19 protein-coding genes and 1 riboswitch are annotated in these 23,604 nt (G+C 52.6%); of the genes, 8 read left to right on the top strand and 11 right to left on the bottom strand.

All coding sequences use genetic code 11. From position 1 onward, the window contains the following. Positions 1 to 313 precede the first annotated feature (313 nt). From KQI75_RS05705 to KQI75_RS05670, 8 genes are all read right to left on the bottom strand, one after another. Complete coding sequence (locus tag KQI75_RS05705; RefSeq protein WP_216469760.1) at positions 314 to 1,204, bottom strand: 3-hydroxyacyl-CoA dehydrogenase family protein; 891 nt, start codon at positions 1,202 to 1,204, stop codon at positions 314 to 316. A gap of 28 nt (positions 1,205 to 1,232) precedes the next feature. Next, the gene (locus tag KQI75_RS05700) at positions 1,233 to 2,123 is read right to left on the bottom strand and encodes a 3-hydroxyacyl-CoA dehydrogenase family protein (protein WP_216469759.1); all 891 of its coding nucleotides are present in this window, start codon (positions 2,121 to 2,123) and stop codon (positions 1,233 to 1,235) included. Positions 2,124 to 2,164: 41 nt separating this feature from the next. After that, positions 2,165 to 2,974, bottom strand: coding sequence for an enoyl-CoA hydratase-related protein (locus tag KQI75_RS05695; RefSeq protein ID WP_216469758.1), 810 nt, complete (start codon positions 2,972 to 2,974; stop codon positions 2,165 to 2,167). Between the two features lie 108 nt (positions 2,975 to 3,082). Further along, entirely contained in the window at positions 3,083 to 4,273 is a 1,191-nt protein-coding gene (locus KQI75_RS05690) for an acetyl-CoA C-acetyltransferase (RefSeq protein WP_216469757.1), read from the bottom strand. Between the two features lie 204 nt (positions 4,274 to 4,477). Next, entirely contained in the window at positions 4,478 to 6,046 is a 1,569-nt protein-coding gene (locus tag KQI75_RS05685; protein WP_216469756.1) for an acyl CoA:acetate/3-ketoacid CoA transferase, read from the bottom strand. A gap of 73 nt (positions 6,047 to 6,119) precedes the next feature. Continuing rightward, the gene (locus KQI75_RS05680) at positions 6,120 to 6,392 is read right to left on the bottom strand and encodes a hypothetical protein (RefSeq protein ID WP_216469755.1); all 273 of its coding nucleotides are present in this window, start codon (positions 6,390 to 6,392) and stop codon (positions 6,120 to 6,122) included. Between the two features lie 126 nt (positions 6,393 to 6,518). Continuing rightward, positions 6,519 to 7,970 carry a 4-hydroxyphenylacetate 3-hydroxylase family protein gene (locus KQI75_RS05675; RefSeq protein ID WP_216469927.1) on the bottom strand — a complete coding sequence of 484 codons (1,452 nt, stop codon included), beginning with the start codon at positions 7,968 to 7,970 and terminating at the stop codon, positions 6,519 to 6,521. A 154-nt stretch (positions 7,971 to 8,124) separates the two neighbouring features. Then, positions 8,125 to 9,300, bottom strand: a complete 1,176-nt coding sequence (locus tag KQI75_RS05670) for a 4-hydroxybutyrate dehydrogenase (protein ID WP_216469754.1) — start codon at positions 9,298 to 9,300, stop codon at positions 8,125 to 8,127. Between the two features lie 556 nt (positions 9,301 to 9,856). Between KQI75_RS05670 and KQI75_RS05665 the strand changes: the two genes are divergently transcribed. Continuing rightward, positions 9,857 to 11,914: an ATP-binding protein gene (locus tag KQI75_RS05665; RefSeq protein ID WP_216469753.1), complete on the top strand. Its 2,058-nt coding sequence runs from the start codon at positions 9,857 to 9,859 to the stop codon at positions 11,912 to 11,914. A 58-nt stretch (positions 11,915 to 11,972) separates the two neighbouring features. Here KQI75_RS05665 and rny read toward each other — a convergent pair whose 3' ends face one another. After that, a complete protein-coding gene (rny, locus tag KQI75_RS05660) occupies positions 11,973 to 13,508 on the bottom strand; it encodes a ribonuclease Y (RefSeq protein ID WP_216469752.1) in 1,536 nt (511 codons plus the stop codon). A gap of 321 nt (positions 13,509 to 13,829) precedes the next feature. Between rny and pgeF the strand changes: the two genes are divergently transcribed. From pgeF to KQI75_RS05640, 4 genes are all read left to right on the top strand, one after another. Continuing rightward, the gene (gene pgeF, locus KQI75_RS05655; protein ID WP_216469751.1) at positions 13,830 to 14,630 is read left to right on the top strand and encodes a peptidoglycan editing factor PgeF; all 801 of its coding nucleotides are present in this window, start codon (positions 13,830 to 13,832) and stop codon (positions 14,628 to 14,630) included. Between the two features lie 9 nt (positions 14,631 to 14,639). After that, positions 14,640 to 16,220: an ABC transporter substrate-binding protein gene (locus KQI75_RS05650; protein WP_216469750.1), complete on the top strand. Its 1,581-nt coding sequence runs from the start codon at positions 14,640 to 14,642 to the stop codon at positions 16,218 to 16,220. An 11-nt stretch (positions 16,221 to 16,231) separates the two neighbouring features. Then, a complete protein-coding gene (locus tag KQI75_RS05645; protein ID WP_216469749.1) occupies positions 16,232 to 16,600 on the top strand; it encodes a DUF3783 domain-containing protein in 369 nt (122 codons plus the stop codon). A gap of 165 nt (positions 16,601 to 16,765) precedes the next feature. Then, a riboswitch (NiCo riboswitch) is annotated at positions 16,766 to 16,845 on the top strand. A gap of 41 nt (positions 16,846 to 16,886) precedes the next feature. Then, positions 16,887 to 17,783 (top strand): cation diffusion facilitator family transporter, encoded by an 897-nt coding sequence (locus tag KQI75_RS05640; protein ID WP_216469748.1) that lies wholly within the window; start codon positions 16,887 to 16,889, stop codon positions 17,781 to 17,783. Between the two features lie 37 nt (positions 17,784 to 17,820). Here KQI75_RS05640 and recG read toward each other — a convergent pair whose 3' ends face one another. Then, entirely contained in the window at positions 17,821 to 19,866 is a 2,046-nt protein-coding gene (gene recG, locus KQI75_RS05635; protein WP_216469747.1) for an ATP-dependent DNA helicase RecG, read from the bottom strand. Further along, a complete protein-coding gene (gene lexA, locus KQI75_RS05630) occupies positions 19,863 to 20,456 on the bottom strand; it encodes a transcriptional repressor LexA (protein WP_216469746.1) in 594 nt (197 codons plus the stop codon). The genes recG and lexA overlap by 4 nt, the downstream gene beginning before the upstream one ends. Before the next feature lie 275 nt (positions 20,457 to 20,731). Between lexA and KQI75_RS05625 the strand changes: the two genes are divergently transcribed. From KQI75_RS05625 to pth, 3 genes are read left to right on the top strand one after another with little or no spacing between them, the layout of a single operon-like run. Beyond that, positions 20,732 to 21,082 carry an Asp23/Gls24 family envelope stress response protein gene (locus KQI75_RS05625; protein ID WP_216469745.1) on the top strand — a complete coding sequence of 117 codons (351 nt, stop codon included), beginning with the start codon at positions 20,732 to 20,734 and terminating at the stop codon, positions 21,080 to 21,082. An 18-nt stretch (positions 21,083 to 21,100) separates the two neighbouring features. Further along, a complete protein-coding gene (locus KQI75_RS05620) occupies positions 21,101 to 22,765 on the top strand; it encodes a DAK2 domain-containing protein (RefSeq protein WP_330655505.1) in 1,665 nt (554 codons plus the stop codon). Between the two features lie 3 nt (positions 22,766 to 22,768). Next, positions 22,769 to 23,428 (top strand): aminoacyl-tRNA hydrolase, encoded by a 660-nt coding sequence (gene pth, locus KQI75_RS05615; RefSeq protein ID WP_216469744.1) that lies wholly within the window; start codon positions 22,769 to 22,771, stop codon positions 23,426 to 23,428. Positions 23,429 to 23,604 lie beyond the last annotated feature (176 nt).

Here is a 23,604-nt window from a genome sequence, read left to right as displayed (position 1 = left end):
AAACGAACTATCCTGTTTTGCATAGGGAATTTTCTGATATTGAACAATGATGACAATGAAAACAAGGAATAAATTGTAAAAAACATATAAAATAATTTCCAAATCAAGGAAAAGTTGTAAAATTTAATAGAAAAATATGTAAAAATCTGTAAAGAAAGTTGCGCAAAATTGCGAAAAAATCTCAAAAAAATATACGAAAAATGTCTCAAATAAAACAGTTTTGAAGAAAATCCTGTGCGGCATCGCAACGTGCAAAACGAAAAAAATCCCCCGTAACGAGGTGTTACAGGGGATGGAAAACAAAGGAATGTTTTTACTTAATCTTCAGCTCGCCGCCAGGAACTTCCGGACCAAACGGATACTTGTACGTAAAGAATCCACGGCCGGACTTCTGACCGAGCAGGCCAGCGCGAACCATCTTACGCAGCAGCGGATGCGGATGATATTTCGGATCGCCGGTTTCTTCATACATGTTGGACAGATCGGACAGAATGTCGTCCAGACCAACCAGATCAGCGGTATGAAGCGGGCCAACCTTCATGCCGGCACCCAGCTGCATAGCACGGTCAATGTCAGACGGGCTTGCAATGTTGTCTGCATAGATGCCGATAGCCTCGTTGATTTCCGGAATCAGAATACGGTTTACAACGAAACCAGCACCCTCGTTTACAACGATCGGATGCTTGTCAACACCCTTCATGATGTCAACAACAGTGTCAATAACAGACTGATCGGTGCTGATGGTGCGGGTAATCTCAACCAGCTTCATGATATGAGCCGGATTAAAGAAATGCACACCGAGGATGTGATCGGCACGATGCGGAACAGCGCGAGCGATCTCAGAGATCGGCAGCGCGGAGGTGTTGGTGCCAATGATGCAGTCCTCATCCAGAATGGTGTCCAGCTGCTTGAGCAGGGTAACCTTATCATCCAGATGCTCGTTGATGCACTCCAGAACCAGTGTGGAGCCGGCGGCATCCGAGCACATATTGGAGATTGTGATGCGGGCGAGAGCTGCGTCGCTCTCTTCCTTGGTCAGCTTGCCCTTTTCTATACCGATTGCCAGATCGGCAACGATGCGGTTCAGGCTTCCGGTTGCATGGTCGCGGTTGGTATCAATCATGACAACGTCATGACCGCCCTTGATCAGTACTTCCGTGACACGAGCGCCCATTACGCCAGCGCCAATGACGCTAATTTTCATACTATCGCCTCTTCCTGTCTACCGTAGATTACTTGATGGTCAGGTCGCCGCCAGGGATTTCCTTGCCGAACGGACCGTCGTAAGTAAAGAAGCCCTTGCCGGTCTTCTGACCCAGCAGACCAGCGCGAACCATCTTCTTCAGCAGCGGATGCGGGCGATACTTTGCATCGCCGGACTCGCGGTACAGCGTTTCCATGATAGCCAGGTTTACATCGTGACCAACCAGGTCACCGGTGTGAAGCGGGCCGGAACGCAGACCAGCGCCCAGCTGCATAGCCAGGTCAATGTCAGACGGGGAAGCGATGCCGTCAGCGTAAATGCCGATTGCCTCGTTAATCATCGGGATCAGGATACGGTTTACAACGAAGCCTGCGCCCTCGTTAACAGCGATCGGGGTCTTGCCGAGCGTCTGCATCAGCTCATAGGTGGTCTTAAATGTCTCGTCGTCGGTCAGCATGGAACGGGTAACCTCAACCAGCTTCATGATGTGAGCCGGGTTGAAGAAGTGTACGCCGATAACCTTTGCTGCACGTGCCGGAACAGCGCTTGCAATTTCTGTGATGGACAGCGCAGAAGTGTTGGTACCAATGATGCAGTCCTTGTCAAGAATGGCATCCAGATCCTTCAGCAGGTCTTCCTTCAGATCCATTCTCTCCAGAATAACTTCCATGACGAACTGGGAACCAGCTGCGTCCTGACGGTTGATGGACAGGGTCAGGTTTGCCAGTGCAGCATCCATTTCTTCCTGCGTCATCTTGCCGCGCTTTACAGCACCTGCGAGGTCACCCTCAATACGCTTCTTACCGCCTTCGCAGAACTGTTCCTTGATATCGATCATCGTAACCGCATGACCGGCCTTCAGGAATACTTCTGCAATACGGGCACCCATGTTACCTGCGCCAAATACAGAAACCTTCATTATTTCAATCTCCTCTATTTATCGATCAATTCCCTAAAAAATTACTTGTTCTTGAATACCTTCGGCTCGCGGCTCTTCTCAACGAAGTGCTTCATAGCGTATTTCTGATCCTCGGTAGCGAAGCACTGTGCGAAGCAGTTGCCCTCGAACTTCAGAGCGGAATTGATGTCGGTCTGCATACCAACGTTAACAGCTTCCTTAACCAGGGAAACAGCGATCGGAGCCTGTGCAGCGATCTCGTCAGCCAGCTTCATAGCCTCGTCCATCAGGGTTTCGATCGGGTAAACGTAGTTAACCAGACCCATATCCAGAGCGTCCTGAGCGGTATAGTTGCCACGAGCAGTGTACAGGATTTCCTTTGCCTTGCCCATGCCTACCAGACGAGCCAGTCTCTGGGTACCGCCGCAGCCCGGGGTGATGCCCAGACCAACTTCCGGCTGGCCGAAGGTAGCGTTCTCAGAGCAGATACGGATGTCGCAGGACATAGCCAGCTCTACGCCGCCGCCCAGGCAGAAGCCGTTGATAGCAGCGATAACCGGACGCTTGAAGTTCTCAATCTTCCAGCAAACGCGGTTGGAATTGTTGCCGAAGAACTTGCCTTCTTCAACGGTCATGGTGGACATCTGGGAAATATCAGCGCCAGCTACGAAGGACTGAACAGTCTTGCCCTTCTTGTTGACACGGGAAGAACCGGTCAGGACAACACAATATGCGTCTTCCATTGCAGCGACAGTATCAAAAGCCTCTTCCAGCTGTGTGTACATGTCGGTGCTCAGTGCGTTCATTGCCTGCATATGCTCGATGGTAATGACTGCTACATTACCCTTTTTCTCAACTTTAACGTCAGTCATTGTTGTAGCTCTCCTTCATATTTTTATGTTGTTTGTTTTGGAAAAACGAATATGCTAAGAAAGCGGGATGGGTGCACAGCACCCTCCCGTGTTCTTATTTCACGATACTTACTTGCAAAGCTCGTCGCGCTCGAGGATGATAGCTTCGCCCATGCCGCCGCCGATGCACATGGTAGCCAGACCATAGGTAGCATCACGCTTGATCATTTCGTACAGCAGGGTGGTAGAGATACGGCAGCCAGCTGCACCGATCGGGTGACCCAGAGCGATAGCACCGCCGTTTACGTTTACCTTGTCCATATCGAAGCCGAGGGTGCTGTTTACTGCACAAGCCTGAGCAGCAAATGCCTCGTTGGATTCGATGACATCCAGATCGTCAACGGTCAGACCTGCACGCTTCAGAGCCTGACGGGTGGACTCGATCGGGCCAATACCCATGATGGACGGATCGCAGCCTACGGAACCGTAAGACTTAATCTTAGCCATCGGCTTCAGGTTGTGAGCCTTTACGTAATCCTCAGATGCCAGAACCATGTATGCAGCAGCGTCGTTGATGCCGGAAGCGTTGCCTGCGGTTACCGTGCCGCCGTCCTTCTTGAATGCCGGACGCAGCTTCTGGAGACCTTCCAGTGTGGTGCCTTCGCGCGGATGCTCGTCGGTATCAAATACGATGGTCTGCTTCTTCTGCTTTACTTCAACCGGAACGATTTCGTCCTTGAACTTGCCAGCCTTGATGGCAGCAACAGCCTTCTGCTGGGAAGCCAGTGCCAGCTCGTCCTGCATCTCGCGGGTAATGCCGTACTGCTCAGCTACGTTCTCTGCAGTGATACCCATGTGGTAGCCGTTGAAGATGTCCCACAGACCATCGTTTACCATCAGGTCGACCATGGTAACGTTGTTCATACGAGCGCCCCAACGAGCTTCCTTCAGAACGTACGGTGCGGTGGACATGGACTCAGCGCCGCCAACCAGAACAACCTGGTCATCGCCGGACTTGATGAGCTGAGCGCCCAAGCTCATGCAGCGCATAGAGGATGCACAAACCTTGTTTACGGTGATAGACGGGGTGGTGATCGGCAGACCAGCGCCTACAGCGATCTGACGGCCGATGTTCTGGCCCTGACCGCCCTGCAGCACGCAGCCGGTGAGGGTCTCGTCGATGTCGTTTACGTCGATGCCTGCCTGCTCGATAGCAGCCTTAGCAGCGGTTACGCCGAGGGTCTTTGCAGTTACGCCCTTGAGGGTCTTGCCGTAAGAACCGATCGGGGTTCTCTTGGCAGAACAAATATAAACATTCATTTGCCCAATTCTCCTTTTTCTTCTATACAGAAAGCTAATGAAAATAAATATCGGAGACAGGATCGGTTTTGAACCCTGTCCCCGATACCATTGTACATGATAAAACGGAAATTCACAAGGTTTTTATGGCAAAAGGTTCAAAATTGACGAAATTTTACCATTGAAAATCGTGCGAAATCCTATGACGATACTGCAAAATGCAGATTAGTCGTTAGCAAGACCCATGGTCTCGTCACGGAAGATACGGGAATCCATCAGCTTGATGGTGCCGTCCTCCTGATAAGCGATCTTCGGCTCGAACTCCATCTGATCCAGAATCTGAGTCTGCAGGTCGATGCCCGGTGCAATCTCGATCAGGGTAACGCCTTCCGGACGCAGTTCGAATACTGCACGCTCGGTGATGTACAGAACCGGCTGATGTACCTTGTTTGCGTAGATACCAGAGAAGGTGATGTGCTCAACCTGGTTTACAAACTTCTTCTTGCCACCCTCCTGGGTGATAACCAGCTTGCCGTCCTCGCACTTGGTGCGCAGACCCTTTGCAGTAAAGGTACCGCAGTAGCAAACCTTCTTTGCGTTCTGGGTGATGTCGATGAATCCGCCTGCACCTGCCAGACGGGTGCCGAACTTGGATACGTTCAGGTCGCCGTTCGGAGCAGTTTCAGCCAGACCCAGGAATGCGATGTCCAGACCGCCGCCCTGATAGAAGTCAAACTGTACGTTGTGCGGCAGAATAGCCATGGAGTTTGCAGCAGCGCCGAACTGGGTTCCGCCGTACGGTACACCTGCGATGGAACCAGCCTCTACGGTCAGAGTCATGGAATCGGAAATGCCCTCTTCAGCAGCAACGTTTGCAATCTTCTCCGGTGCGCCGGTGCCAAGGTTTACGATAGCGTCCTTCGGCAGCTCCATAGCAGCACGGCGAGCAATAACCTTCTTTGCATCCAGCGGGATGGACGGGATAGCGTCAACCGGAATGCGGAATTCGCCGGTCAGTGCGCCGTCATACGGCATGCCGAGGCACTGCATGTTCTCTTCGTCAGAGCCGACAACAACGCAGTCAACATAGATGCCCGGGATAGCAACGAGCTTCGGATCCAGAGAACCACCCTGAACGATCTTCTCAACCTGTACGATAACCTTGCCGCCAGAGTTCTTACAAGCCTGAGCCATAGCGGTAACGTCCAGCGGGCCGATTTCGCGATGTACGGTGCAGTTGCCAAACTCATCGCAGTAGGAACCGCGCAGGAATACAACGTCGATCGGGAAGCCCTTGTACAGCAGGCGCTCTTCGCCTTCGATCTCGATCAGCTTAACCAGATCTTCCTTGGTGCAGTCGTTCAGCTTGCCGCCGCCGTTGCGCGGGTCAGCGAAGGTGTACAGACCAACATGGGAGATCGTGCCGATGTTGTGAGCTGCAATGTCACGATACATGTGGGAGATAATGCCCTGCGGCAGGTTGTAAGCCTCGATCTTGTTGTTCAGAGCGAGTTCACCCAGCTTCGGAGCACGATCCCAGTGACCGCCGATAACGCGCTTAACCATGCCTTCATGGCCGTAGTGGTCGCCGCCGGTGCCGTCACGATGGCCCTGACCTGCTGCGAAAAACAGGGTCAAATCCTTCGGATGACCGGTTTCCAGGAAACGCTTCTCCAGAGCGATGGACAAGGTTTCCGGGCAGGCACAGCTTACAAAACCGCCGGTAGCGATGGTATCGCCGTCATTTACGCGCAGAGCAGCCTCTTCTGGAGAGACAATCTGTACTTTCTTCATTGGTATCAAATCCTTTCTCTATTAAACGATTCATTTCAGACACAAGCATCTGAAAATAAATCCTGTTTACAACTTAATGCGCACAAAGCGCGGTGATGCGCTGTGCGGCATGATCCGCTTCGTTCTGACTGGCACAGACGATACGGTGGGTTGCCGAAATGTCCTCATACAGATATGGACATCCGGTGCATCCGCGCAGGATGAGCAGCACATCGTACTGTTCGCCATCTCTGGGCAAGGAGAAATCGGCCACACCCGCAAGGGTCTCGGCAATGTTGCGGTAGGCAGCACCGCGATCGTACATCGGATTGCAGCCGCCGCAGAATTTTACAGCACAGTGAAGCATAAAAAACCTCAAATAATTAGGAAGAATGAACAAACGGACAGACAGGCACCCACAGAGAATACCCTATGAGTGCCTGTTGTCACAATAAATTATTGTCTAAGATTCAGCACCGTTTGTCAGAAACACTTAGTCGATGCGAGCAATCGCCTTAGCGAGAGCCTTCTTCTGCTCCATGTTAGCCTGACGAGCGATCATGATGCGCTGAGCCTGCGGGGAACCAGCACCGTGCATGGACTCCGGCAGGTAACCAACAGCAGCAGTACCCATGGTCATGTTCTCGATCAGACGCAGAACGCGCATGCGATCCTCGGTCGGAACGGAAGCAACACCCTTCAGGTACTTCTCGATGTACGGCTTCAGCTCCGGATTGCGGTAGTCAGCCTCGGACGGCTGGGTTACCATCAGGCCGCCTGCCAGATCCTGTGCCAGACGAGCGATGTCATACGGGAAACGGGTTACGTTCTGCTTGCAGACGTTAGCCAGCAGCAGGTTGATCAGGTAGTTGCCAGCCTTGGTCGGAGCACCCTGAGAGGAGCAAGCGATGCCGCAAGCATACAGGGTTTCGTTCAGGTGAATCATCTCGATGATCTTGTCCTTGACATGGGAAGCCTTTGCACAGCCTGCCATCTCAACTGCCAGCTGAGTAGCGCCGATCAGGACGTCGCCTACACCAACCTTGCAGCCGCCGTAGGACTGACGATGATAGCCTGCGAAACGCTCTACGATCATGCCGGCGAACTTTACTTCACCGTTCAGGAAGATGCGATCGTTCGGTACGAATACATGGTCGAAGATAACCAGTACTTCGTGGCCGCCGTAAACCTTGTTGCCAACGTCGATGTCGTTGTACTCCTCGATCTTACGGGTGTCGCAGGACTGACGGCCGTAAATCAGGGTGATGCCCTCGGAATCGGTCGGAACAGCGAAGGAAATTGCGTAATCCTCGTCGCCCTCACGCATGGAGATGGTCGGCATAACCAGAACTTCATGGGAGTTTACGAAACCGGTCTGATGTGCCTTAGCGCCGGTTACATATACGCCGTCCGGAGTACGCTCTACAACGTGCAGGAACAGATCCGGATCAGCCTGCTTGGACGGAGCCAGACCACGGTCGCCCTTTACGTCGGTCATTGCGCCGTCAACTGCCAGATCTTCGTCCTGTACGCGGGTCAGGAACTTGACAAAGTTCTCATGATACTTGGTGCCGCATGCCTCGTCGATTTCGTAGGTGGAAGAATAAACAGCGTTCATTGCGTCCATGCCTACACAGCGCTGGAAACATGCTGCTGTCTTCTGACCCAGCATACGCTGCATCTTAACCTTCTTGATCAGGTCGTCGGTGGACTGATGCATGTGGGTGAAGCGGTTTACCTTCTTGCCGGTGATGTTGGAGGTAGCAATCATCAGATCTGCGTACTGCGGATCCTCTGCTGCCTCATAGGTTGCTGCGAAGGAGTTCAGAGACGGGCGGATTACCGGATCGTCTACCGGATTCTCTACCTTCTTGCCGAACATCCACAGATTGAGGTGCAGTTTGCGCAGGGACTCAATATACTGTTCTTTGGTCATCATGGTGATCAAAATCCTTTCTCTAGTCGTCTCTCTCTTAAATATATATTCAAGCGAAAATCAACGTGTTTTATGTAGCAAAAGCGCAGCGAGTACCGCGGACGATACCCGCTGCGTTTCACAAGCTAACGGTTATAGTGTTGGGTTCCAACAGAACGGGAGCTTAGAAGCACTCCTTGTATACGCGCTCGGACAGCTCAATGCTCCACGGACGGTAAGAGTTGGTGATCAGGCGCTGCTGGTTAGCATCAACCGACTGAGCAAATGCCTTGATGTCCTCTTCCTTGAAGCCGTACTCATGCAGCGGCTTCAGATGCAGAACCTTCTCCAGAGTTACGTTCAGGGTGCGCAGAGCGTCGTCCTTGGAGCAGCCCAGGCAGCGAGCAACGATTTCCTTGAACTTGCCCAGCTCGCCAGCCGGCTCGTACTCTTCGTACATCTCCAGAATCTTGCCGAACAGCGCGTAGTTGGACTCGCCGTGCGGTACATGATAGGTGCCGCCGAGCGGGAAGGACATACCATGAACGGTAGCGCAGCCAGCCTTCAGGAATGCGATGCCTGCGAACAGGGAAGCATGTACGAACTCACCCAGGTAATCCATGCGAGCGTCCGGACCTTCCAGAGCGATGCGGCGGAAGCCTTCCAGAATCATCTCCATAGCCTTTACGGAGAACATCTCAGAAGTGGTGGTCTTACGATGCGGGGACAGGAAAGACTCGGTTGCATGAATCAGCGCGTCGATAGCAGAAGCTGCGAACGGCTTGTACGGCAGGGTCTTCAGCAGATCCGGTACCAGGCAAACCTTGTTCGGGATGATATCGTCGGATACCAGACCCAGCTTGGTGTCGCCGCCAGTCAGCTTGCCGTCCTTCTCGTCCTTTACGATAGCAACGGAAATGTTGGTAACTTCGGAACCGGTGCCGCAGGTGGTCGGGATAGCGATAACTTCCTTCTCATGTACAACCGGCTCGCGCTTGAAGTACAGCTCATGTACGGAATTCGGACGCTTGCAGCCCAGCAGCTTGCACAGGTCCATGATAGCGCCGCCGCCTACTGCGATAACGCGATCGTAAGAATCGTACGGAATAGCCTCGTACATGGTCTCGATCATAGCCTCAGACGGCTCGCCGCCGCCGAACTTCTCCTGGAATACGAAGTTACACTTCAGACCCAGTTCCTCCATGAACGGCTTGTAGATAAACTCGTTGGTCAGAACGCAGTCTCTCTCACCCAGCTTGAATTCCTCAGCGAATCCCTTGAAATCATCGAACTTGTAAATGGTCGGCGCGATTACGATTTCTCTCTTGTCGGCCTGCAGAGCCTTGCTAAAAGCATCCATATTTAACATCTCCTATAAAAATTTCTGTAGAACAAAAGGTCAGACGAACCTTTTGTCCAAAACTTGAGCGGATTGTTTGATACCCTCGCTTCTAATTGTATCAAAAGATAAACGAAACTTCAACAGAAAGTGATAAAGTTACAAGAAAAAATATCTTGCCGCCTCGACACAATCGGCGAAGGGAAACCCGCACCTTCCTATGTACCTACATTTTATACTAATGTTACAACTTTGTAAATCATTTTTTCAAAAAAAGTTGTGTAAAACGTGGAGACAATTACCAGAAAAACCTGATTTTCTGGTAAAAGCATTTGGATTCATGCGCACATGATGGTGATATACGGGAAGATTGCGCAGAATGCGGCGGAAAAATGGTACAATTTTGTCGGAGAGACGAATTTTCTGCACCGGACTGGGATTTATTCCTTATGCGCAGTGCAGGATGCCGGCGGAGCAAAAGAAATTCCAAACAGTTGGTTGTCTTATACAAATTCTATGGTATAATTAAGAATCATACTTGTTCAATGCAATTGGAAATGCAAATAGGTGACGAAATATGAAATTTTTAACAGCACAGGGACACTTCGGTGTGCTTGACGGAAGACAAATCCGGTTTGAGGATGGTCTCAATGTATTGTATCTCCCCAACGAGGGCGGCAAGACGACGCTGTGCAATTTTCTGCGCGTGATGCTGTACGGCATCAACACCAGCAAGCGCGACACCCGCAATCAACTGTCGGACAAGACGCGGTTCCGTCCGGTGGACGGAAATCCGATGAGCGGTCTGTTACAGTTGGAGTGGAAGGGCAGAGAGATTATTATCAGCAGACAGACCGGCAAGGGTACGGCGCCGATGCAGGAATTTTCGGCGGTATATGCCGACACCGGCGAACCGTGTGAGGAGCTGACGGCAAAAGACTGCGGCAAGATATTAACCGGTGTCAGCGAGGAGGGCTTTCAGTCCTCTGCTATGCTGGACGGACAGGATCAGGCGCTTTCCGCGGAGGAGCTGGAACAGCGCATGCTGGAGCTTTCGACGTCAGGCGACAATGCGGCGGCGTACTCCAGTGCAATTTCTCAGCTGGATCAGTGGAAGAATGCACTGCGCGGAACGGGAAAACGCGGCAGATATGCGGCGGTCGAGCAGGAGCTGGACGACATCAACCACGCCGTATCGCGGCTGGATGATCTGACGGCGCAGATTGCAGCATATGAGGCGCAGATACCGGCGGCGGAAAAAAATGTCGCAGATGCCGAGCAAAAGCAGCAGGAAGCGACAGAGGCATTTACGCTGTTGTTTGTGGCAAAGAGAGAAGCTGCCGAGCGGGAAGAACGCCAAGCGCGGGACAAGCTCGCAGAATTGAGAGAACATCTGGTTGCGGATTCTTTGCTGAACGAGGCGGAAACGCTGGCACCGATTTATGCGGAGGCAAAGCAGGCGTTTGATGCCGCCAGTGCAGAGCTGGAAGAAGTCACAGAGAATTATCAACAGTGGCAGGAAGATATTGACCACACAGAGGAAGATTACAGCCAAAGCTCCAGCAGCATTTCGGACATTCACATTCGTGGATGGTCGATGGCAGTTGCCATTGCGCTCGGTGTGCTGGCGGTTGTCAGCCTGTTGGGCTTGGTGCCGTTCGGTCCGCTGACGGCGTATATGCCATACGTATTCTCCGTGCTGGCGGTTGTCTTTCTCATTGTAACGTTTATGGGAAGCACACAGACGCTGGACACGCCGCCGATGGATTTTGATGAAGAACGCGTCAAGCTGCACAAGCGCAGACAGCAGGCCATTGCCCGTGTCGAACAGACGACGGAAAAGCTCACACATATACAGGATAAATTCCAAAAGGTTTTGCGGGAGATGAGTCCGGAACTTTGCGCCGATGACAGTGAGGAACTGGTTGTCTTTATCGCGCAGGCGAGAGAGCGCAACAAACAGTACATCGCGCGGCAGCAGGAGCATGAAGATCTCAAGCACCAGTATTTGGATATTCTGGAAAAGACGGGTCCGGACGGCGAAGTTCGTGTCCGCATGAACAAAGCGAAAGAGCAGGCAGAGCAGGCGCGGCAGCACAACAATGCGCTGCACGAAGCCATTGCACTGTGCAAGGGCAAAAAAGAAGAAATCGGTGAGCGCAGTTCGCTGTGTGCACAGCGCAGCCGTCTGCAGGAGGAACGCGAAAACATTCTCTGGCAGCTGGATGCCATCCGGCTGGCAAAGGAATCGCTGGTGCAGGCGCATGCCGAGCTGACCGGCCGCGTATCTCCGCAGATCAACAAGCTCGCTGAACAGTATCTGCGCACGCTGACCGCAGAGCGCTATACGGCGATGCAGCTGTATACGGATTTGGAAGCGACCTGCCGCAGAGAAAACAGCGCGGTGGAAATGGATCGCCTGCGGCTGTCCACGGGCACCCGCGATCAGCTGTATTTGGCACTGCGTCTTGCCGTGTGCAAGGTGCTGCTGGACAAGACGGATGAGAGCGTTCCGCTGATTTTGGATGATCCGTTCGTCAATTATGATGACCAGCGCGTGGCGTGCGGCATGAAGCTGCTGCGCGAAATCGCGCACGAAAGACAGGTTATTCTGCTGACATGCAGACGGCCGTAACGTAAAAAATAAGCCCCGTACCAATCGGTACGGGGCTTTTGCATGCACGAACTTGTGCTTATTTTGCGTATTCAACAGCGCGGGTTTCGCGAATCATATTGATCTTGATCTGACCCGGATATTCCAGCTCATCCTCAATCTTCTTCGCAATCTCACGGGAGAGCAGAATCATCTGAGAATCATTGACCTGCTCCGGATTGACAATGATGCGAATCTCACGGCCTGCCTGAATGGCATACGAGCTGGAGACACCCGGCGTAGTATTTGCGATCTCTTCCAGTTTTTCCAATCTCTTGATGTATGCTTCCAGATTCTCGCGGCGTGCGCCAGGGCGCGCTGCGGAAATGGCGTCTGCGGCCTGTACAAGACAAGCAACCAGCGTTTTCGCTTCGATATCACCGTGATGTGCCTGTACGGCGTGGACGATGTCTGCGTGCTCGTGATAGCGCTTGCAAAGATCTACGCCGATATCGACATGAGAGCCTTCCATCTCGCGGTCAACCGCCTTGCCGATATCATGCAGCAAGCCGGCGCGCTTTGCCTGTGTGGCATTGATGCCCAGCTCTCCGGCGAGAATGCCGGCGATATGAGAAACCTCAATGGAGTGCTGCAGCACATTCTGACCATAGCTTGTGCGGTAACGCATGCGTCCGAGCAGCTTGACCAGCTCTGGATGCAGACCGTGCACGCCGGTTTCGAGAACTGCGCGTTCGCCTTCCTGCTTGATGATCTGATCCACTTCGCGGCGGCTCTTTTCGACCATTTCTTCGATGCGCGCCGGATGGATGCGGCCGTCAATGATGAGCTTCTCCAGCGTCAGACGGGCAACTTCGCGGCGAACAGGGTCGAAACAGGACAGAGTAATCGCCTCCGGCGTATCGTCGATGATGAGATCGACACCGGTCAGGGTCTCCAGTGTGCGGATGTTGCGTCCCTCACGGCCGATGATGCGGCCCTTCATTTCGTCATTCGGCAGCGGAACAACCGATACGGTTGCCTCTGCTACGTGGTCGGCAGCGCAGCGCTGAATGGCGGAGGAGATAACTTCTCTCGCATACTTTTCAGCATCATCCTTGGTCTGCTGCTGAATCTCGCGCAGCTTGATGGCTGCATCGTGCTGTGCCTCCTGCTCGATGGAATCGACAAGATACTGCTTGGCTTCATCGCGGGTTAGACCGGAAATGCTTTCCAGACGCTCCAGCTGCTGCTGCTTGTACTGCTCCGCTTCCTCGCGGCTTTTCTGGACATTTGCCAGACGGCGGGTCAGTTCCTCGTTTTTCTTGTCCGCTGCATCCGTCTTACGATCCAGCGTTTCTTCCTTCTGTGTCAGTCGACGTTCGGTCTTGGACATTTCACCGCGGCGTTCTTTGATTTCTCGCTCGAGATCGGCGCGGTTCTTGTGAATTTCTTCTTTTGCTTCTAATAAAGCTTCGCGTTTCTTTCGCGCAGCGCTTTCTTCCGCCTCGTTTTTGATGCTCTCGGCTTCGCGCTTGGCATCATTCACCGTCTGCTTGGAAATATTGCAGTAGATGAACATGAGCACAACGCCGATGACGAGGCCGACGATGGCTGCGCCAATGATATAACCAATCATTCTTCTGATACACACCTCCGTTTTTTGTGATTTTTTCTAAAAAAAGCTTGATTTTTAAGGATTACCTGTGCGGTTAAACGATAGATCGCGTACGTTTGATACAAAGGCATCATAGACCATTTTAATCTGAAAACCAAGTCTTGTCAACAGGCAGGGAAACAGGAACCGGCGGCAGGAATGGCAGAAAAATACAAAAGGGATAATGGGAGGGAAAAAACGACAGATTCTGCCGATTTTTCGTAAAGTTTGTGTATGGAATTTCCCACTATATTTTTTTGGAAAAGCATAGTATAATACATACAGCATAAGAGGAGGATTACCATGCAGCAAAGGATACACAGACAGCAGGAAGGCAGTCTGATTTACTATACCAGTGATAATATTACAACAAAACATCTGTTTACCACCAAGTTCGGCGGTGTGAGCAAGGGATATCTTGCCTCGCTCAACCTTGGATTTAATCGCGGGGATGAGCGGAGCAATGTTTTGCAAAATTATCAGATTCTTGCGGATCACTTTCGAGTGCCGCGTGCGCGCATGACCATGACCAAACAAATTCACAGCGACATTGTTCGCGTCGTGGATGAGAACACAATGGGCATGGGATTGGGACAGCCGATGAGCTGGAAGGCGGATGCCATCATTACCAACCTGCCGCACGTTCCGCTGTGCGGATACTATGCGGACTGTGTGGTGACGCTGCTGCATGATCCGGTGAGCAAGAGCATCGGTGTCTGTCATTCCGGCTGGCGCGGTACGGCGAGCGGCATTCTCGGCAAAACCGTACAGCGCATGCAGGAGCAGTACGGCGCAAAGCCGGAGAATATAGAAGCGGCCATTGGCCCGTCTATTCGGCAATGCTGCTTTGAAACCGATGCGGATGTGCCGGACGCCATGACGGAAACCATGGGCGAATCCGTCACGCCGTTTATTCAGCCGCGCGGCAAGAAATTTTTCCTCGATTTGCAGGGAATCAACAGAGAACAGCTGGAGCGCTGCGGGGTGCGAAATATCGTAGACAGCGGTATGTGCACCAAGTGTATGCATGATACGTTTTGGTCGCACCGTGCGACGCATGGAAATCGCGGCGTACAGGCGGGCGTCATCATGCTGGAGGGATAAGAAATAGATATGAAAACCAGACAAAAAATCACTGCTTGGCTGGCGGGAGCCTGCCTGATGGGCGCGCTGCTTACCGGCTGCGCAGGCACAGACGCGCAGCAGGATGCGGGTAGCGGAACCGTGAACACAGGCTCCGGAGAACCGGTGGCACAGGCGGATAAAAATGTACAGGCTGTAGCCTCGTTTTCGCTGGCATATAACGAGAACGATGGACTGGATCCGCTGGCGTGTACGTCCGAGGAAAATAAGCTGCTCAGTCAGCTGTGCTTTGAACGGTTGTTCTTGTTAAATGAGAACTTTGAACCACAGATGGAACTGTGCGCGAGCGTGCAGCGAAACAGTGCCAAATCATATACCTTGACCATTCGCGATGGGGTGAAGTTCCACTCCGGTGAGCAGCTCAAGCCGTCCGATGTTGTGTATTCCCTCAACAATGCGCGTCTGCGCGATGACTCGACCTATCAGGAACAGCTGTCGTGCATTTCGTCCGTGAAATACTCCGGCAGCGAGATTTATATTCGCTTAAAGACGGCAAAGTCGGAAAAGGCGCTGGAAGCACTGCTCGATGTGCCGATTTTCTGCAAGGGCTCAGAGGACGATGAGATTCCGGACGGTTCCGGTCCGTATAAAATTACAAAATCCGATGACGGCGGCATACATGCCGTTCCGTTTGAACAGTGGAGCGGCGGTGTGATTCAGTTCTGTGACAGCATCACGCTGCAGCCAATTGCCAACAGTGCAGGTGCAGTCAATCTGCTGGGTACCGGTCAGCTCTCTATGCTGGTGCAGCGGGATGCGGAGGAAACGGCGGCATCCGGTGCCAAGTACACCAAGACGGTAGGCACAAGCCGCATGCATTATCTCGGCATCAATTGCAATGATACGCCGCTGGACAACAAAAATGTCCGCACGGCGCTGTCCATGCTGATGGATCGAGACACCATTGCACAGACCTGCTTTGCGGGGCGGGCAGATGCGGCGGCGCTGCCAGCGAAAAAGATTCCGGACGGCGTAAAGGCACCCTCCTTCAATCAGGAGGCAGCAGTCAAGCTGCTCAAAAAAGCGGGCATCTATGACAGAGACAACGACGGATATTTGGAAATCCGCGGCGGCAGCGATTTCAAGCTGCAGATTATCTATAATAAGCAGTACGGCACCAAGGGCGCTGTGCTGGAGCAGTACGCAAAGACACTCAATGAAATGGGCATTCAAACCAAGGTCATCCCGTTGGAATTTGAGGAATGTCAGTCCCGCCTGTCGCGCGGCAGATATCAGATGTATTATGGAGAATATGAGATGACGACGGATCTCGATTTGTCCTCGATTATTTCCCGAAATGGTGACCGCAATTTTGGCGATTACCGCAGCACAACGATGACAAGCGCGCTCAGTGACCTCAACAATGCAACGGAAGATGAGTATGACACGGCGTATCAGACATATCTGACGTGCTTTGCACAGGAAACACCGATTATTCCCATTGTGTTTGAGCGCCGGCTTATTTCTGCGGTTGAGGATTTCCCAAAGGGCTTTGACCCGTGGCCGGATCAGATTTTCCACGGTCTGGGCAGCTGGTCGGCAACGTCATAAAGGAGAGACATATGCAGGTATTCTTGTTTCATGTGCCGCTCAAGACAGAAAAACAGGTGGCGCAGCTTTTGCGGCCGTATGGCATCTCTGTGCGCACAATTTCCCGCGAACAGTATACCGTGCCGCTTGGCGTGCTGCTCGGTCTGCGCAAAGCAGGGCGCATGCTGCCATCGCTGGGATTGGAATTTGCAGAGCCGATGCTGCTCATGCACGGCTTGCCGGATGACATGGTAGATGCTGTGCTGGCACAGCTGAAAGCGGCGAAAATTTCCATTGATTTAAAGGCGATTACCACGCCGACAAATTTGGAATGGAACGCCATGCAGATGTATGCGGAACTGCGGCGAGAGCGGAAAAAATTTTTTGCCAATCGAAAATAAGCAAAATGCCAGCGGAATACCCGCTGGCATTTGTTTGCATAAAACAACTAGAAAAGTTTGTAAAATCTGTAAAAACGATGTGAGTTACCATCTTATAACCTGAAAAAATCCTCTTGACGTTTGCTGCATACCCTGCTATAATCACAAGCAATACAAACGGAGCATACAATACAACAACTGAGCAGGTACGGCGAAAACGCCGCAGCCGGGTCGTTATGACAGTGGACACATTCCGCGGGACAGAAAGCAACTGTTCCGCGTTTTTTATATCAAAGGGGGCTTTTCTATGAAGCGAGAACAACAAATACAAACAGCAGAGCAAACGGCTATGCGCGTGTCTGCGGTGAGCATTGTCGGAAATATAATCCTGTCGCTGTTTAAGCTGATGGCAGGTATCTTGGCGCATTCCGGCGCCATGATTAGTGATGCGGTGCATTCCGCATCCGATGTATTCAGCAGCATTGTCGTGATTATCGGCGTCAAGCTGTCGGCAAAGGCGTCGGACAAAGAACATCCATATGGACATGAACGCATGGAATGTGTTGCCGCTGTTATTCTGGCGGGCATTTTGCTTGCGACCGGTCTCGGCATCGGCTTGGAAGCGGTCAAAAATATTGTGTCCCGCGATTATCAATCGCTGGCGGTTCCGGGTATTTTGGCAGAGATTGCAGCCATTGTTTCGATTGTATCCAAAGAGGCGATGTATCAGTACACGCGCTGGAATGCAAAGAAGATTGATTCTTCGGCACTGATGGCGGATGCATGGCATCATCGTTCGGATGCGCTGTCCTCTGTCGGCGCCCTGCTCGGCATCTTTGGTGCACGCATGGGCTATCCGGTGCTGGATCCGGTTGCCAGCCTGATCATTTGTGTGTTTATCGCAAAGGCAGCCACGCAGATTTTTCTGGATGCCACCAATAAGATGGTGGATCATGCCTGCGAGCCGGAATTGGAACAGAAAATGCGCGCCTGCATTGAGCAGCAGCCGGGCGTGCTGCGTTTGGATGTGCTGCGCACGCGCGAATTTGGCAATAAAATCTATGTCGATGTGGAAATTGCCGCCGATGCGCAGGAAACGCTGGAAAAGGCACACGAAACAGCACAAATCGTGCACAATGCCATTGAAACAAACTTCCCGAAGGTCAAGCACATTATGGTGCATGTCAATCCGATGAAGGAATGAGAAAAGCCAAAAGAACCAGTCATGCGACTGGTTCTTTTCAGTTAAAGCTCCCTTCTCCGTGCTGCTCAAATAGGCGCACAATGCGCTGGCGCAGCAGGGGAGCGGTTTTCAATTGCGGGTCGCGTGCCATGAGCGCATCGGCTGCCTGCTGCGCCTGCTCCAACAGGCGCGCATCACCAGCCAAATCCGCCAGCTTCAGCGGCGGTAGGCCGTGCTGCCGCGTGCCGAAGAAATCGCCTGCGCCGCGCATTTCAAGATCTTTTTGTGCAATGGCAAAGCCGTCGCCGGTATGCACCAGCGTGCGCAGTCGCTCCCGTGCATCGGCACCCTTGTCCGCGCCGTAAAAGATACAAAATGACTGTCTGCTTCCGCGTCCGACGCGTCCGCGCAGCTGATGCAGCTGAGACATGCCGAAGCAATCGGCATTTTCCACGACCATCAGTGTTGCGTTCGGCACGTTGACACCGACTTCAATCACCGTGGTAGAAACCAGAATATCTAGGTTTCCGTCCGCAAAATCGCGCATGATTTGCTCTTTTTCTGCGGTTTTCGTGCGCCCGTGTACTAACCCGATGCGCCGATGCGGCAAAACCGTTTTGAGCCGCTGCGCGGTCTGTTCGGCACTGTGCCGCTGCGTATCCGTCGCTTCGCTGTCCTCGACAAGCGGGCACACAACGTAAGCCTGTCCGCCTGCGGCGCATTGGTTGTCGATAAACCGGTCGATGCGCGGGCGTGTTTGTTCTCCGACGGCATACGTCTTGATTTTTTGTCGTCCCGGCGGGAGCTCATCTATAATAGAAACGTCCAAATCGCCGTAAATCAGCAGTGCCAACGTGCGCGGAATCGGGGTTGCGGACATGACGAGCAGATGAACATTTTCGCCTTTTTCTGTCAAGGCGGCGCGCTGGTTTACACCAAACCGGTGCTGCTCATCGACAACGGCAAGCGCCAAATCACAAAACTGCACGTGTTCACTGAGGACGGCGTGCGTGCCGATAATCACGGATAGTTTGCCGGAAGAAATCTCATCTACAATTTCTCGTTTTTCCTTGGCGCGCATCGCGCTGACCAATAAGCCGCAGGAAATACCCAGCTTGTGCAGAATCGGCTGCAAAGTTTCCATGTGCTGGCGGGCGAGCAGCTCTGTCGGCGCCATCATCACGGCCTGCTTACCGTTTTTTGCAGCCAGATAACACAGGGCAGCAGCTACCATGGTCTTGCCGGAGCCGACGTCGCCCTGTATCAAGCGGCTGAGCGGCTTTCCCTCTGCAATATCCATCGTGCACGCTTCAATGGCTCGCTGCTGTGCACCGGTCAGAGAGAACGGCAGAACACGGTAAAATTCCCGCAGGCTCAAATCGCGCAGATGTGCCCCTTTTTTGTCGGCTCGGCCGGTACGCAAAAACTTCATGCCGCAGGCAAGCAGAAACAATTCTTCAAAAGCCATGCGCTTGCGCGCCTGCTGCGCCTGTTCGAGGGTTTGCGGGCGGTGCATGCTGTGCAGGGCTTGCCCCAGTGGAGGGAACTGCTGCTGCTTTCGAATTGCCTCCGGAAGAAAGTCCGGATAGTTTTCCGGCAAAGCAGCCAAAGCCGCATCTGTGATTTTATAAAAATCCGTTTGATGCAGGCCTGCCGTTAGCGGATACAGCGGTAAAATGCGTCCGGTTTTTTCTTTTGCTTGCACAGGCTCAAATTCCGGCGCAATCATGACGAATTGTCTGCCTTCCGCCTGTACTTTTCCGTAAAATGCATATTCCTTTCCGACTTCCAGTACAGACGCTGCGTATTTGTTATTAAAAAAACGCAGGGATAGCAAGCCGGTCTTGTCATACACGCGGCAGTTTGTGACGTCCATCCCCTTTCGGATATGTGCTGTTTTCGGCTGCGCTCCGACAATCGCATGGACACAGAATTTTTCTCCGTCCAGCAGTTCAAAAATCGGTACAACAGCGGTGCGGTCCTCATATCCGCGCGGATAGCACTGGACGGCATCAGCCAGCGTGTCAATGCCGAGCTTGTGCAGCAGTTCCGCCTTTTTTGGGCCGATGCCTCGCACAAACCGAACGTCATCCGTCAGCTTCATACGTCGTAATCCCGCACGACTTTGACAACCACGCCGAGAATGCGTGCGTCATCACCGGGAATCGGCGCATAGGCTTCATTTTCCGGCATCAGCCAGACGTGACCGTCTTGTTTCTCCAATCGCTTGCACGTCGCTTCCTCTTCGATGAGAGCAACGACAATCTGTCCTTGCTGGGCGTAGGATTGCTTGCGCACGATGATCGTGTCGCCGCTGAGAATGCCCGCGTTTACCATGGAATCGCCGCGAACGTGCAGGGCGAAATACGAACCGGATTTTCCGTGCAAATCAATGTACAGCATCGCTTGCTGTTCCTCGACCGCCAATATCGGCTGTCCGGCGGCCACACGGCCGAGCAGGGGAACAGCCGTCGTTCCGGTCTGGCCGGTTATTTTGACGGTTCGCGTTTTTCCGGCGCACTGCTCCAGATAGCCTAGTTCGCGCAAATGCTTGACGTGCGCATGAACAGAGGAGGGAGAGCGCAGCCCCACAGCTGCCGCAATTTCCCGCACGGCTGGCGGGTATCCTTCGGACGCGGTATATTCTTGAATGAATTGCAGGATCTGTTTCTGTTTTTCAGAAATCGGACGCATAAGCAAATCTTCCCTTCATGTATTTTCTATTTCTATTGTACCGAAGAGCGAGATAAAAAGCAAACGGATGTTTGGTTTTTTGCCATACGCACAAAAGTTTTTGAACGTTCTATTGGAAAGTGATGGATAGTCCGTAATATTGCAGGGACAATTGCAAAATCCTCTTGTCCCGGACGTAAAAATAATATAAAATAAGATTGAGTAATTTTGCAAGAAAACAGGAATCTGCAAAAAAATGGAGACCTTACATTAGATTGGTTAGAGGAGGAATAGTGATGACGATCAAAGCCGATCTCGGATTTATCAACATCGCGCCAGAGGTTCTGGCTGATATAGCTGGTTACGCAGCAATGAGCTGCTTCGGCGTCAAGGGAATGACCATTCGTTCTGTTTCGGACGGTATTGCTCACCTGCTGCGCCGAGAGAACATGTCACGCGGCGTGCGCATCACGGAGGCAGAGGACGGCGGCGTAAACATTGACCTGCATCTTGCTGTGGAACATGGCGTCAACATTGCGACCATCTGCCGTTCGATTATTAGCGAAGTCCGCTACAATGTAGAGAAAATGACTGGCGTTGACGTAAAGAATGTCGATATTTACGTGGACGCAATCCGTGCGGACTAAATAAGGAGGCAAAACGAATTGTCAAAACTGATAGACGGACAGTTGTTCTGTGCCATGGTCATCGAGGGCGCGCTGTCCATTGAAGAGAAAAAAGACGAAGCAAACGAACTGAACGTTTTTCCGGTGCCGGACGGTGATACCGGCACCAATATGTCGCTGACGATGGCATCCGCAAAGAACGAGATGTCCAAGCAGCTGGACAAGGACATTGATTTAGCAACTGCAAGCAAGATGACCGCTTCGGCTCTGCTGCGCGGTGCGCGCGGAAACTCCGGCGTCATTTTGTCCCTGCTGTTCCGCGGCATGTCCAAGCAGCTCAAAACCTGCAAGGAAGCCAATGGTCAGGATTTGGCACTTGCGCTGCAGGAAGGCGTGCAGGCCGCATATAAGGCAGTCATGAAGCCGGCAGAGGGCACGATTTTGACCGTGTCCCGCGTGGCAGCACAGCACGTGGTTGAGCTGTGCCAGTCCAATCCGGATGCAGGCTGCGGAGATGTGCTGCGTGCTGCACTGGAAAAGGGTCACGAAGCACTGGCTGAAACCACGCATCAGAATCCGGTGCTGGAAAAGGCAGGCGTTGTCGATGCCGGCGGCTTTGGTTTTCTGGCAGTACTGGAAGGCATGAGCGACGCATACAACGGCATTCACAAGCAGCGCAAAATCGCAGAGCCGGAGCCGGAAGCAAAGAGCGGCGCGACCTTCAGCGATATTAAGGATGAAGATATTACCTTTACCTACTGCACCGAGTTTATCGCAGAGCGCCGCGACAAGTCGCGCAATGTACAGCGCCTGCGCACGTTCCTCAACAGCATTGGCGATAGTCTGGTTGTCGTGGAAGATGATGACATCATCAAGGTGCATGTGCACACCGACCAGCCGAACGAGGCACTGGAAGCCGGACTGAAATTCGGTCAGCTGCTCACCGTAAAAATCGAGAACATGCGTCAGCAGCATTCCGCAAAGATTGTAGAGGAAGCTGCCGGACTGGAAAGCACCGCGCGGAAGATCGCAGAACCGGAAAAGAAATATGGTTTTGTATCCGTTGCAGCCGGTGACGGTTTGGTCAACGTATTCAAAGATCTCGGCGTAGATGAAATGGTACAGGGCGGTCAGACCATGAACCCGTCCACAGATGATATTCTGCACGCGATTGACGCCGTTCCGGCTGAAATTGTATACGTTCTGCCCAATAATAAAAACATCATCATGGCAGCGGAGCAGGCTGTTCCGCTGTGCGAGAAAAAGACGGTTGTTATCATCCCGACCAAGAACATCCCGCAGGGCATTTCTGCATTGCTGTCGTTTGACGAGGGCGCGGAGATGGACGAGAACCGTGAGGCAATGCTGGATGCAGCTGCCAATGTTCGTTCGGGTCAGATTACTTATGCTGCCCGCAACTCGGATTTTGACGGCAAGAAAATCAAGGAAGGCGAATACCTTGCTCTGGTTGAGTCCAAGCTGTGCGCAAACAGCCGCAAGCTGGATGACGCCGTCAAAAAGATGCTGCGTGAAATGTGCAAAAAGGATACCGCGTTTGTCAACATCATTTACGGTGCGGACATGACCGAGGAGGACGCAGCCCGCGTCGAAAAGATGGTACACCGCGACTCTCCGGAGGCGGAAGTTACCATCATCAACGGCGGTCAGCCGGTATACTATTTTATTGTTTCAGCAGAAGGTTAATTCATGTCTATTTTTGATATTTTTGCAAAGCTGGAGCAGGAGCAGAAAAACAAGCCTGCCGCCCAGCCCATCGACTGGTTGGTTGTCGGTCTCGGCAACCCCGGAAAAAAGTACGAAAACAACCGCCATAACACCGGCTTTCGCGTGATGGATGCGCTTTGCAGCAAGCACAGTGTGCGCTGTGACCGCTCCAAGTTTCATGCGCTGACCGGTGAAGCGGTTCTCGGCGGGCATCGCTGCCTGCTGATGAAGCCGCAGACCTTCATGAATGCATCGGGAGATGCCGTGGCGGAAGCGGCGGATTTTTATAAGATTCCGCCGGAGCATGTCCTCGTCATTTTTGATGATATTTCACTTCCTGTCGGCGCCCTGCGCATTCGTCCGAAAGGCTCTGCCGGCGGACAAAACGGCGTCAAGAGCATCATCGCCATGATGGGCTCGGAGCAGTTCCCGCGCATCAAGGTCGGTGTCGGCGCCAAGCCGCATCCGGATTATGATTTGGCGGATTGGGTGCTGTCCAACGTCACGGAGGAAGAGCTGCCTGCGATGAACGACGCGGTGGAACGCGCTGTACTCGCAGTGTCTGAACTGATTGCAAACGGTGTGCCTGCCGCAACGCAGAAGTACAACGGCAAGCAGAAGCAGCCGGACACGCACAAGTAAACAAACGCAAAGAATCCGTGTGCCCGCGCGCATACGGATTCTTTTTTTGCGCGCAGGTGCATTTCTTAAGAATTCTTAAGTTGTGTGTACATTTATTGACGTCTCTGTGTCTTTCTGCTATAGTGGGAGCATACAAAACTTTCAGTGGCGGTATCGAGAGCGATAAGTTCGGATAT

Origin of the sequence: Butyricicoccus intestinisimiae, from assembly GCF_018918345.1 — a bacterium.
Lineage (GTDB): Bacteria > Bacillota > Clostridia > Oscillospirales > Butyricicoccaceae > Butyricicoccus_A > Butyricicoccus_A intestinisimiae.
Note: the sequence above shows the minus strand (reverse complement) of the source record. Positions and strands in the feature narration are given on the sequence as shown.